8 protein-coding genes and 1 pseudogene are annotated in these 12,590 nt (G+C 74.1%); 8 read left to right on the plus strand and 1 reads right to left on the minus strand.

The genetic code is table 11. The features are described 5' to 3' along the window. Positions 1-48: 48 nt before the first annotated feature. The 8 genes and pseudogenes from KRR39_RS21080 (at position 49) to KRR39_RS21115 (ending at position 9,918) form a co-directional block, all read left to right on the plus strand. Positions 49-651, plus strand: a complete 603-nt coding sequence (locus tag KRR39_RS21080; RefSeq protein ID WP_254185313.1) for a TetR/AcrR family transcriptional regulator — start codon at positions 49-51, stop codon at positions 649-651. Further along, a complete protein-coding gene (locus KRR39_RS21085; protein WP_216939359.1) occupies positions 648-1,439 on the plus strand; it encodes a TIGR03084 family metal-binding protein in 792 nt (263 codons plus the stop codon). Before KRR39_RS21080 ends, KRR39_RS21085 begins: the two co-directional genes overlap by 4 nt. Further along, positions 1,432-3,147: an acyclic terpene utilization AtuA family protein gene (locus tag KRR39_RS21090; RefSeq protein WP_254185314.1), complete on the plus strand. Its 1,716-nt coding sequence runs from the start codon at positions 1,432-1,434 to the stop codon at positions 3,145-3,147. The genes KRR39_RS21085 and KRR39_RS21090 overlap by 8 nt, the downstream gene beginning before the upstream one ends. After that, positions 3,144-4,289, plus strand: a complete 1,146-nt coding sequence (locus tag KRR39_RS21095; protein ID WP_216939360.1) for an acyl-CoA dehydrogenase family protein — start codon at positions 3,144-3,146, stop codon at positions 4,287-4,289. Before KRR39_RS21090 ends, KRR39_RS21095 begins: the two co-directional genes overlap by 4 nt. 68 nt (positions 4,290-4,357) lie before the next feature. Next, a pseudogene (locus tag KRR39_RS21100) lies at positions 4,358-5,909 on the plus strand (acyl-CoA carboxylase subunit beta). Further along, positions 5,906-7,936, plus strand: coding sequence for an acetyl/propionyl/methylcrotonyl-CoA carboxylase subunit alpha (locus KRR39_RS21105; RefSeq protein WP_216939361.1), 2,031 nt, complete (start codon positions 5,906-5,908; stop codon positions 7,934-7,936). Before KRR39_RS21100 ends, KRR39_RS21105 begins: the two are co-directional and overlap by 4 nt. Then, positions 7,933-9,102 (plus strand): acyl-CoA dehydrogenase family protein, encoded by a 1,170-nt coding sequence (locus KRR39_RS21110; RefSeq protein WP_216939362.1) that lies wholly within the window; start codon positions 7,933-7,935, stop codon positions 9,100-9,102. The genes KRR39_RS21105 and KRR39_RS21110 overlap by 4 nt, the downstream gene beginning before the upstream one ends. Before the next feature lie 54 nt (positions 9,103-9,156). Beyond that, entirely contained in the window at positions 9,157-9,918 is a 762-nt protein-coding gene (locus tag KRR39_RS21115) for an enoyl-CoA hydratase-related protein (protein WP_216939363.1), read from the plus strand. A 4-nt stretch (positions 9,919-9,922) separates the two neighbouring features. Here the strand turns inward: KRR39_RS21115 and uvrA are convergent, their stop codons facing one another. After that, positions 9,923-12,379: an excinuclease ABC subunit UvrA gene (gene uvrA / locus KRR39_RS21120; protein ID WP_216939364.1), complete on the minus strand. Its 2,457-nt coding sequence runs from the start codon at positions 12,377-12,379 to the stop codon at positions 9,923-9,925. Positions 12,380-12,590 lie beyond the last annotated feature (211 nt).

The raw sequence follows: 12,590 nt of genomic DNA on the forward strand, positions 1-12,590 counted from the left end.
CAAAAGTCAGGCTTGACTGTTTGTTTGTCCGGACCGCAGGATGGCCGGGTGCCGACCACCGCCCGCGTGCCGCAGGAGGAGCGCACCCGCGCCATGCGCCAGCGGCTGCTCGACGCCACCGTCGAGTGCCTGGTCGAGTCCGGCTGGAGCGGTACGTCGACCACGCTGGTCTCGCAGCGCGCCGGGGTCAGCCGGGGCGCGCAGCTGCACCACTTCCCGACCAAGGACGCCCTCGTCCTCGCGGCCGTCGAGCACCTCTCCGCCGCCCGCCGCCAGGAGCTGCAGGCCGCCGCGGCCGGGCTGCCCACCGGCCCGCGCCGCACCCGCGCCGTCCTGGAGATGCTCGCGGTGCACTTCACCGGACCGGTGTTCTCCGCCGCGCTCGAGCTGTGGGTCGCGGCCCGCACCGACGCCGCGCTCCGGCTCGCCGTCGGCCCGCTCGAGCAGCGGATCGGCCGGGAGACGCACCGCTCGACCGTCGAGCTGCTCGGCTTCGACCAGTCCGAGCCGGGGGTCCGCGAGCTGGTGCAGGCCACCCTCGACCTGGTCCGCGGCCTCGGCCTGGCCAACACGATCACCGACGACACCGCCCGCCGGGGCCGGATCCTGGACGCCTGGGCCGAGGTCCTGGACCAGAAGGTCCGCGGATGAACGACCGGCTCGCGGCGGTGCTCGCCGACCTCCGCGCCGAGGGCGACCAGCTCGAGGACCTCGTGGTGCCGCTCGACGAGCCGGGCTGGCGGACCCCGACGCCGGCCGCGGGCTGGGACGTCGCGCACCAGGTGGCGCACCTGGCCTGGACTGACGAGGCCGCGCTGGCCGCCGCCACCGACCGGGCCGCCTGGGACGCGGGCGTGCGGGCGGCGGCGCAGGACCCGGACGGCTTCGTCGACGCCGAGGCCGCGCGCGGGGCCGCCGTACCCCCGGGCGAGCTGCTGGACCGCTGGCGCCGGGCGCGGGCCGCGCTGGCCGAGGCGCTGGCTGCGGTGCCGGAGGGCACCCGGCTGCCGTGGTACGGCCCGCCGATGAGCGCCACGTCGATGGCCACCGCCCGGTTCATGGAGACCTGGGCGCACGCCCGCGACGTGGCCGCCGCGCTCGGCGTGGAGCTGCCCGCCGACGACCGGGTCCGGCACGTGGTGCACCTCGGGGTGCGCACCCGCGGCTTCGCCTACGCCAACCGCGGGCTGCCGGCGCCGACCGCCGAGGTGCGGGTGGTGCTCACCCTGCCGAGCGGGGCGGTCGTCGAGCACGGCCCGGCCGACGCGCCCGCCCGGATCACCGGCTCGGCCCACGACTTCGCGCTGGTCGTGACCCAGCGGCTGCACCCCGAGGACGCCGACCTGGTCGCCGTCGGCGAGGCCGCCTTCGAGTGGCTCGACCTCGCGCAGGCCTTCGCCGGCCCGTCGGGACCGGGACGCGAGCCGCGCCGTGGCTGAGGTGCTCCGGGTCGGCAACTGCAGCGGGTTCTACGGCGACCGGCTCTCCGCGATGCGCGAGATGCTGCTCGGCGGCGAGCTGGACGTGCTCACCGGTGACTACCTCGCCGAGCTGACGATGCTGATCCTGGGCCGCGACCGGCTCAAGGACCCGACGCTCGGCTACGCCCGTACGTTCCTGCGGCAGGCCGAGGACTGTCTCGGGCTCGCGGTCGAGCGGGGCGTGAAGATCGTCGCGAACGCCGGGGGCCTCAACCCGGCCGGGCTCGCCGAGCGGCTCCGCGAGGTGGCCGCCGGGCTCGGGCTCGACGTGCGGGTGGCGCACGTGCAGGGCGACGACCTCCTCGACCGCGCCGGTGCGCTCGGCCTCGGCGGTGCACCCCTGACCGCGAACGCCTACCTCGGCGCCTTCGGCATCGCCGCCGCGCTCACCCACGGCGCCGACGTCGTGGTCACCGGCCGGGTCACCGACGCCTCGGTGGTGGTCGGCCCGGCGATCGCGCGGTTCGGCTGGACCCCCACGTCGTACGACGAGCTCGCCGGCGCGGTGGTCGCGGGCCACGTCGTGGAGTGCGGGGCGCAGGCCACCGGGGGCAACTTCTCCGGCTTCACCGCCGCGGACCGCCCGCTCGGGTTCCCGCTGGTGGAGATCGCCGCCGACGGGTCCTGCGTGGTCACCAAGCACGACGGCACCGGCGGCCAGGTCACCCTCGACACGGTGACCGCCCAGCTGGTCTACGAGATCCAGTCCGCGACGTACCTCGGACCGGACGTGTCGACCCACCTGGACTCGCTCGTCCTGACCCCCGCCGGCCCGGACCGGGTGCGGATCTCCGGCGCGACCGGCTCGCCGCCCCCGGAGACGCTGAAGGTCTGCGTCAACGAGCTCGGCGGCTTCCGCAACCAGGCCGAGCTGGTGCTGGTCGGCCTCGACGTCGAGGAGAAGGCCGCCTGGGTCCGGTCGCAGCTCACCGCCGCGCTCGACGCGGCGCCCGGCGGGCCGCCCGCGGTCGTCGAGTGGTCGCTGGCCCGCACCGACCACGAGGACGCCGACACCGAGGAGGCCGCGTCCTGCCGGCTGCGGGTCTCGGTGCGCGACGCCGACGCGGCCCGGGTCGGCACGGTGTTCACCGCGCCGCTGGTCGAGCTCGCGCTGGCGTCGTACCCCGGCTTCACGCTGACCGCCGCGCCGTCGCCGGCGACGCCCTACGGCATCTACCGCGCCGCCCACGTCCCCCGCTCCGAGGTGAAGGAGCAGGTCGTGATGGCAGACGGCACCACCCTGGAGATCGCCGACCCGTCACCCGTGCAGCAGCATCCCCGGCGTGTCGTCGCACCAGTGACGGCTCGGCCCCCCGGTGGCCCGCTGTGCCGGCTGCCCCTCGGCCGCGTGGTGCACGCCCGCTCCGGGGACAAGGGCGGCGACGCCAACATCGGGGTCTGGGCCAGGGACGCCGCGGCACGCCCGGACCGGGTCGCCTGGCTGCTGGACTTCCTCACCCCCGACCGGGTCCGCACGCTGCTGCCCGAGACCGCCGACCTCGACGTCGAGGTGTTCGCGCTGCCGAACCTCGGCGCGGTCAACGTGCTGGTGCACGGCCTGCTCGGCGAGGGCGTGGCCGCGTCGTCCCGCTTCGACCCGCAGGCCAAGGCGCTGGGCGAGTGGCTGCGCTCGAGGTACGTCGACGTGCCGGAGGCCCTGGTGTGAACGGGTTCTGGACCACCGAGCAGGCCGCGTTGAGGGACTCCGCGCGGGCGTTCGTGCGCGCCGAGGTGGTGCCGCACCTGCAGGAGTGGGAGGACGCCGGGTCGGTGCCGCGGGACCTGCACCGCTCGGCCGCCCGACTCGGGTTCCTCGGCCTCGGCGTCCCGGAGGAGATCGGTGGCGCGGGCGGGACGTTCCTCGACGCGCTGGCCGTGACGGAGGCGTTCACCGAGGCGGGCGCGTCGTCGGGGCTGCTGGCCGCGCTCTTCACCAGCGGCATCGCGCTGCCGCACCTGGTCGCCTCGGGGGACGCCGGCCTCGTCGACCGGTTCGTGCGGCCGACCCTGGCCGGCGAGACGATCGGGTCGCTGGCGATCACCGAGCCCGGCGGCGGGTCCGACGTGGCCCGGCTGCGGACGACGGCCCGGCGGGACGGGGACGCGTACGTCGTCGACGGGTCCAAGACGTTCATCACCTCCGGGGTCCGTGCGGACTTCGTGACGACCGCCGTACGGACGGGCGGGGCGGGGCACGGCGGGATCAGCCTGCTGGTGGTGGAGCGCGGCACGCCGGGGTTCACCGTCGACCGGTCGCTGGCGAAGATGGGCTGGCACTGCTCGGACACCGCCGAGCTCGGGTTCGCCGGGGTCCGGGTGCCGGTCGCGAACCTGGTCGGCGAGGAGGGCACCGGCTTCGCGCAGATCGCCCGGGCGTTCGTGACCGAGCGGCTGGCGCTGGCCGCGCACGGCTACGGCATCGCGGCCCGGGCGCTCGCGCTGACCGCTGACCACTGCCGGATCCGCGAGACCTTCGGGCGGCCGTTGATCGCCAACCAGGTCGTGCAGCATCGGCTCGTGGAGATGCACCGCCGGGTCGACGTGGCCCGGACCTACACCCGCGCCGTCGCCGCCCGGTACGTCGCCGGCGAGGACCCGCTCGTCGAGGCGCTGCACGCCAAGGCGTTGGCGGTGCAGGCCGCGTCGTACGTCTGCGACCAGGCCGTGCAGCTGCACGGCGGCACGGGATACCTGCACGGGACCGAGGTGGAGCGGCACTACCGCGACGCCCGGATCCTGGGCATCGGAGGAGGAGCGACCGAGGTGCTCGACGACCTGAACGCCAAGCTGCTGGGGTACGCACCATGACCGACCCGTCAGTACTGCCAGGACACGCCGAGGAAACTGCTGCACGGGTGACGGGTCGGCGGGAGGCGATGCTGGAGAAGATCGCGGCGCTGGACGCGGAGCACGCCAAGGCGGTCGCCGGCGGCGGCCCCAAGTACGTCGACCGGCACCACGCCCGCGGCAAGCTGCTGGCCCGCGAGCGGATCGAGCTGCTCCTCGACGAGGGCTCGGCGTTCCTGGAGCTGTCCCCGCTCGCCGGGTGGGGCTCGGACTTCGCGGTCGGCGCCAGCGTGGTCACCGGGATCGGGGTGGTCGAGGGCGTCGAGTGCCTGGTGATCGCCAACGACCCCACCGTGCGCGGCGGCGCGAGCAACCCGTGGACGGTGAAGAAGCTGTTCCGGGCCGCCCAGATCGCCAAGGAGAACCGGCTGCCGACCGTCAACCTGGTCGAGTCCGGCGGCGCCGACCTGCCCACCCAGAAGGAGATCTTCATCCCCGGGGGGCGCGCTGTTCCGCGGGCTCACCGAGGCCAGCGCCGACCGCCGCCCGACGATCGCGCTGGTGTTCGGCAACAGCACCGCCGGCGGTGCGTACGTGCCGGGCATGAGCGACTACGTGGTGATGGTCAAGGAGCAGGCCAAGGTGTTCCTCGGCGGCCCGCCGCTGGTCAAGATGGCGACCGGCGAGGAGTCCGACGACGAGTCGCTCGGCGGCGCGGAGATGCACGCGCGGACCTCCGGGCTGGCCGACTACCTCGCCGTCGACGAGCGGGACGCGATCCGGATCGGGCGGCGGATCGTGGCGCGGCTCAACCACCGGAAGGTGGTCTCGACAAGCTCGACGTACGCCGACCCGGACGAGGACGTCGAGGGGTTGCTCGACCTGATCCCGACCGACCTCAAGGAGCCGTTCGACCCGCGCGAGGTGATCGCCCGGGTGTGCGACGGGAGCGGCCCCGGCAACGAGGTGGCGTTCGACGAGTTCAAGCCGCTCTACGGGCCGTCTCTGGTCACCGGCTGGGCGCGGCTGCACGGCCGCCAGATCGGCATCCTCGCCAACGCGCAGGGCGTGCTGTTCTCCGAGGAGGCCCAGAAGGCCGCGCAGTTCATCCAGCTCGCCAACCAGGTCGACGTACCGCTGCTGTTCCTGCACAACACCACCGGCTACATGGTCGGCGCGGAGTACGAGCAGGGCGGCATCATCAAGCACGGCGCGATGATGATCAACGCGGTGAGCAACTCCACCGTGCCGCACCTGTCGATCATGATGGGCGCGTCCTACGGCGCCGGGAACTACGGCATGTGCGGGCGCGCCTACGACCCGCGCTTCCTGTTCACCTGGCCGTCCGCGAAGTCCGCGGTGATGGGCCCGGCGCAGCTCGCCGGGGTGCTCTCGATCGTCGCGCGGGCAGCGTCCGAGGCGAGCGGGAAGCCGTACGACGAGGAGGCCGACGCCGGCATGCGGGCCTACGTCGAGCAGTCCGTGGAGGAGCAGAGCCTGCCGTTCTTCCTGTCCGGCATGGTGTACGACGACGGGGTGATCGACCCGCGCGACACGAGGACCGTCCTGGGCATCTGCCTGTCCGTCATCGAGAACGCCCCGATCCGGGGCACCGACCGCTTCGGGGTGTTCCGCCTGTGATCACGCGAGTCGCCGTCGCCAACCGGGGCGAGATCGCCAGCCGGGTCTTCGCGACCTGTCGCCGTCTCGGCATCGAGACCCAGGCGCTGTTCTCCGACCCCGACGCGGACCTGCCGTACGTCGCGGAAGCGGATCTCGCCTCCCGGCTCCCGGGCGCGACACCGGCCGAGACCTACCTCCAGGGCGAGCGGATCGTGCAGCTGGTCCGGGCCACCGGCGGTCAGGCCGTGCACCCCGGTTACGGGTTCCTGTCGGAGAACGCCGACTTCGCGCGGACGGTCATCGCCGGACAGCTGGTGTGGATCGGGCCCCCGCCCGAGGCGATCGAGGCCATGGGCTCCAAGGTCCGTGCCAAGGAGCTGATGCGCCGGGCCGGCGTACCGGTGCTCGAGGACCTGACGCCCGGGTCCGCGACCGAGGCGGACCTGCCGCTGCTGGTCAAGGCGTCGGCCGGGGGCGGCGGTCGCGGGATGCGGGTCGTGCGACGGCTGTCCGACCTGGCCGCGGAGGTGGCACGCGCGTCGGCCGAGGCGCAGTCGGCCTTCGGCGACGGCACCGTCTACGTCGAGCCCTACGTCGAGCAGAGCCGGCACGTCGAGGTGCAGGTGCTGTGCGACCAGCACGGGGCCGGGGTCGCGCTCGGCGACCGCGACTGCTCGCTGCAGCGCCGGCACCAGAAGGTCCTGGAGGAGGCACCCGCCCCCGGCCTCGCCGACGAGACCAGGACGGCGATGCACGAGGCGGCGGTGGCCGCGGCGCGGGCGGTCGGCTACACCAACGCCGGCACCGTCGAGTTCCTCGTCGACGCGGCGAGCGGCCGGTTCTTCTTCCTGGAGATGAACACCCGGCTGCAGGTCGAGCACCCCGTCACCGAGTGCGTGACGGGCGTCGACCTGGTCGCGGCCCAGATCGCCGTCGCGGAGGGGCGCACCCTCGACGAGATCCTGCCGGGCGGCGTCCCCACGCCCAGGGGCCACGCGGTGGAGGTCCGGCTCTACGCCGAGGACCCGGCCGCGGGCTGGCAGCCGACCGCCGGTCGGCTGGTGACCTTCGACGTCCCGCACGAGACCGCGTTCGAGGTGCCGGCCGGACACGGCGTGCGGCTGGACGCGGGCTTCGCGTCGGGCAGCGAGGTCGCCATCCACTACGACGCGATGCTGGCCAAGGTGATCGCCTGGGCTCCGGACCGCCCGTCGGCGCTGCGCATGCTGGCGGGGGCCCTCCGGCGGGCCCGCGTGCACGGGCCGCGGACCAACCGCGACCTCCTGGTGGCCGTGCTCGAGGACCGCGACGTCCTCGCGGCGACCATGACCACCGGCACGCTCGAGCAGCGGCTGGTCAAGGAGTTCTCCGACCTCTCGCCCTCGGGTGATCCCGACCTCGCGCCGTTCGTCGCCGCGGTGGCGCTGGCGGCGCGGGACGCGGCGCGCCGGACCGTGCAGCGCGGCATCCCGGCCGGCTGGCGCAACGTGGTCTCCCAGCCGCAGCGGACGGCCTTCGAGGCCGAGGGTCTCGACGAGCCCGTGGTCGCGGAGTGGTCCCCCGACCGGGGCGGCTTCCGTGGCCACGACCACCTGCGGGTCGTCTCGGCGACGCCCACCCGGGTGGTGGTCGAGGAGTACGGCGTGCACCGTCGCGTGGTGGAGGTGCACGTGGACGACACGACCGGTGAGGTGTTCCTCGACGGCGGCCTCCGCCAGCGGCTGCGGCGGCTGCCCCGGTTCGTGGACCCGGCCGACCAGGTCGCGAGCGGTTCGCTGCTCGCGCCGATGCCCGGGTCCGTCGTACGCCTGCACGTCGAGGCCGGCGCCCCGGTCACCGCCGGTGACCCGGTGCTGGTGCTCGAGGCGATGAAGATGCAGCACACGATCACCGCCCCGCACGACGGCACGGTCACCGACCTGCCGGTCGCGGTGGGGACCCAGGTGGCGGCCGGCGAGGTGCTGGCGGTGGTGTCGACGAGCTCGACCACCGAGAACCGCTCCACCGACGAGGACCGCTCGACTAGCGAGGGAGAACCGGCATGACCGAGCAGATCGCGTTCACCGAGACCGACGAGCGGATCACGCTGCGCCGCCAGGTGGCCAAGCTGGCCGGCGGCTACGGCCGCGACTACTTCACCGCGCAGGCGCGCAGCGGCGGGAAGACCACCGAGCTGTGGCGGGAGATCGGCCGCAACGGCTACCTCGGCATCAACATCCCCGAGGAGTACGGCGGCGGGGGCGGCGGCATCGGCGACGTGGCGGCCGTCTGCGAGGAGCTCGCCGCGCAGGGCTGCCCGCTGCTGATGATGGTGGTCAGCCCGGCGATCTGCGGCACGGTCATCACGCGCTTCGGCACCGAGGAGCAGAAGCGGAGGTGGCTGCCGGGCATCGCCGACGGCACCGCGACGATGGCGTTCGCGATCACCGAGCCGGACGCGGGCACGAACTCCCACAACATCACCACCACCGCCCGCCGGGATGCCGGGGGCTGGGTGCTCAAGGGCCGGAAGATCTACATCTCCGGCGTCGACGAGGCCGAGAACGTGCTCGTCGTGGCGCGCGCCGAGGACTCCCGGACCGGACGGCTGAAGCCCTGCCTGTTCGTGGTGCCCACCGACGCCGCCGGCTTCGAGTTCACCCCGATCCCGATGGAGATCGTCAGCCCCGAGCAGCAGTTCTCGGTGTTCATCGACGACGTGCGGCTGCCCGCGGACGCGCTCGTCGGCGACGAGGACGCCGGCCTGGTGCAGCTGTTCGCCGGCCTCAACCCGGAGCGGATCATGGCCGCGTCGTTCTCCACCGGCCTGGCCCGCTTCGCCCTCGACAAGGCCGTCGCCTACGTCAAGGAGCGCGAGGTGTTCGGGGTGCCGATCGGCAGCCACCAGGGGCTCGCGCACCCGCTGGCGATGTCCAAGATCGAGATCGAGCTGGCCCGGCTGATGACCCAGAAGGCCGCCGCGCTGTACGACGCCGGTGACGACGCGGCCGCGGGCGAGGCGGCGAACATGGCGAAGTACGCCGCCGCCGAGGCCGCCTGCGACGCGGCTGACCGGGCCGTCCAGGCGCACGGCGGCAACGGGATCACCCAGGAGTACGGCGTCGCCGGCCTGCTGGTCGCCGCCCGCGCCGGCCGGATCGCGCCGGTCAGCCGGGAGATGATCCTGAACTACGTCGGGATGCACTCCCTCGGGCTGCCCAAGTCCTACTGACCGGGCCGGCCGGACTAGCCTGCGGAGGGCGACCTCTACCGAACGGACCTGCCCATGACCGACGTCCCCGCCGAGCTCGTCCACTACCGCGTCGACGACCACGTCGCCTCGGTGGTGCTCGACTCCCAGCACAACCGCAACGCGCTCTCCCGCCAGCTGGTCCACCAGGTGTACGACGGGCTCGCGCGGGCCGAGGCCGACGATGACGTCAAGGTCGTGCTGGTCCGCGCCGAGGGCCGGACGTTCTGCTCCGGGGCGGACCTGGCGGAGGCGAGCGCCGACGGCATGGAGCAGACCGCGTCGCAGATGGTCGAGCTGCAGCGCCGGATCGCCACGCTGCCCAAGCCGGTCGTCGCGCGGGTGCACGGCAACGTCCGGGCCGGCGGCATCGGCATCGTCGCGGCGGCCGACATCGCGGTGAGCGCGTTCGACGCGACGTACGCGTTCACCGAGGTCCGGCTCGGGCTCGCCGCGGCCGCGATCTCCCTCTCGGTGCTGCCGCGGATGACCGACCGGTCGGCGGCGCTGACGTTCCTCACCGGCGAGGTGTTCACCGGCCGGGACGCCGAGCGGATGGGCCTGGTCACCCGGGCCGTCGCGGAGGACGAGCTGAACCTCGAGGTCGACGAGATCTGCGCGTCGCTGGCCAAGGGCAACCCGCAGGGGCTGCGCGAGACCAAGCTGCTGCTCGGCCGCCCGCTGGTGGAGCGGATCGACACGCTCGGCCCGGACCTGGCACGGCTGTCGGCGTCCCTGTTCGGCTCCGACGAGGCCAAGGCCGCGATGCAGGCGTTCCTCACCCGGAAGAAGAAGTAGCGGCTCAGGCGCGCCCGAGCCGCCGCGCGAGGTAGGGCGCGGTGGCGCTGCCCGCGGCCCCGGCCACCTCGGTCGGGGTGCCGGTGGCCACCACCCGGCCGCCCGCGTCGCCGCCGCCCGGGCCGAGGTCGATCACCCAGTCGGCGGTGGCGATCGCGTCCAGGTCGTGCTCGACGACCACCACGGTGTTGCCGGCGTCGACGAGCGTGTGCAGCTGGCGGAGCAGCAGCGCGATGTCCGCCGGGTGCAGCCCCGCGGTCGGCTCGTCGAGCAGGTAGAGCGCGTGCCCGCGCCGGGCGCGCTGCAGCTCGGTGGCCAGCTTGATGCGCTGGGCCTCGCCGCCGCTGAGTTCGGTGGCGGGCTGCCCCAGCCGGAGGTACCCCAGCCCCACGTCCCGCAGCGTCTCCAGGCTCCGCGACGCGGCGGGGACGTCGGCCAGGAACTTCGCGGCGTCGTCGACGGTCAGCGCGAGCACCTCCGCGATGTTCTTGCCCCGGTAGGTCACCTCGAGCGTCTCCTCGTCGTAGCGGGTGCCGTGGCAGGTCGGGCACGGGGAGTAGGTCCCGGGCAGGAACAGCAGCTCCACCGACACGAAGCCCTCGCCCTGGCAGGTCGCGCAGCGACCCTCCGCGACGTTGAACGAGAACCGCCCGACGCCGTACCCGCGTCGGCGGGCCTCGTCGGTGGCGGCGTACAGCTTGCGCACCGCGTCGAACATCCCGGTGTACGTCGCGAGGTTGCTGCGCGGGGTCCGGCCGATCGGCCGCTGGTCGACCCGGACCAGGCGGTCGAACGAGTCGAGGCCGGCGGCACCGGCGACGTCGATCTCGAGCTCGGCCTCGTCGGGGTCCTCGGGGGCGACACCGAGGTGCCCGCGGACCAGCTCGGAGAGCACCTGCGAGACCAGCGTCGACTTGCCGGAGCCGGACACGCCGGTCACCGCGGTCAGCACGCGCAGCGGCACGTCGACCGAGACGTCGCGCAGGTTGTGCCGCGAGACGCCGCGCAGGTGCAGCCATCCCTGCGGGTCACGGGGGGTGTGGTCGAGGGACGCCGCGCGGCCGAACAGGTGCGCGCCGGTGACCGACTCCTCGACCTGCTCGAGCCCGGCGACCGGGCCGGAGTAGAGCACCCGTCCGCCGCCCTCGCCGGCGCCGGGGCCGATGTCGACCACCCAGTCCGCCCGTCGTACGACGTCGAGGTCGTGCTCCACCACGAACAGCGAGTTGCCGGCGGCCTTGAGCCGGTCGAGCACGTCGAGCAGCGGCTCGGCGTCGGCCGGGTGCAGGCCCGCGGAGGGCTCGTCGAGCACGTAGACGACGCCGAACAGCCCGGACCGGAGCTGGGTGGCGATCCGCAGCCGCTGCGCCTCGCCCGGCGACAGGGTGGTCGAGCTGCGACCCAGGGAGAGGTACCCCAGCCCGAGGTCGAGCAGCACGTCGAGGCGGGCGACCACGTCGGCGCTGATCCGGACCGCGACCTCGGTCGTCGCGGCGGAGGTGCCGCTCCCGCCGGCGGAGGTCTCCGCGACGGGCCGCAGCAGCGCGGCGACCTCGCCGAGCGGCAGCGCGTTCACCTCGGCGATGGACCGGCCCGCGAAGGTCACCGCGAGCGCGTCCGGTCGCAGCCCGCTGCCGTGGCAGGCCGGGCAGGGCGTGCTGCGCACGAAGCGCATCGACCGGTCGCGCATCATCTGGCTCTTGGAGTCCGCCAGCACGTGCATGACGTGCTTGCGGGCGCTCCAGAACTTGCCGTAGTAGCCGTGGTCGATGCGGTCCCGCTCGGGCTTGATCAGCACCGAGGGCTGCTCGTCGGTGAACAGCAGCCAGTCCCGCTGCTTCTTCGGCAGCTTGCGCCACGGCCGGTCGACGTCGATGTCCAGGCCGCGGACGATGCTGCGCAGGTTCGCGCCCTGCCAGGCGCCCGGCCACGCGGCGATCGCGCCCTCGGCGATGCTCAGCGACGGGTCGGGCACCATCAGGTCCTCGGCGACGTCGTGCACCACACCCAGCCCGTGGCACTCCGGGCAGGACCCGGCGGCGGTGTTGGCGGAGAACGCCTCGGCCGGCAGCCGGGAGACACCGGCGGGGTAGCTGCCGGCGCGGGAGTAGAGCATCCGCAGCAGGTTCGACAGCTCGGTGATCGTGCCCACCGACGAGCGCGAGCTCGGCGCCCCGCGGCGCTGCTGCAGGGCGACGGCCGGCGGCATCCCGGTGATCTGCTCGACGTGCGGAGCCCCGACCTGCTGCAGCAGCCGCCGGGCGTACGGCGCCACCGACTCGAAGTAGCGGCGCTGCGCCTCGGCGTACAACGTGCCGAACGCCAGCGAGGACTTGCCCGACCCGGAGACGCCGGTGAAGGCGACCAGCGCGTCGCGGGGGATGTCGACGTCGACGTCGCGCAGGTTGTGCTCGCCGGCACCTCGGACGTGGACGAAGTGGTCGGGCACGGGGGTGGTCACCGCATACCGGTACCCCGGCCGGCCGCTCGCACGCGGTGACCCCGGCCACCCGCGCGATCGCGGGTGAACCATCAGCCGGTTCTCAGGCGCGGCTCAGCACCGCGGGCGCACAGTGGGAGCAGGCTCGACAGGCAGGACCGAGATGAGGCAGGACCCGAGGACCCTCGCTGCGGGTCCGGGCCGCGACGACCCGAGCACGCGGGCGCTGCTG

Source organism: Nocardioides panacis (assembly GCF_019039255.1).
Taxonomy (GTDB): Bacteria; Actinomycetota; Actinomycetes; order Propionibacteriales; family Nocardioidaceae; genus Nocardioides_B; species Nocardioides_B panacis.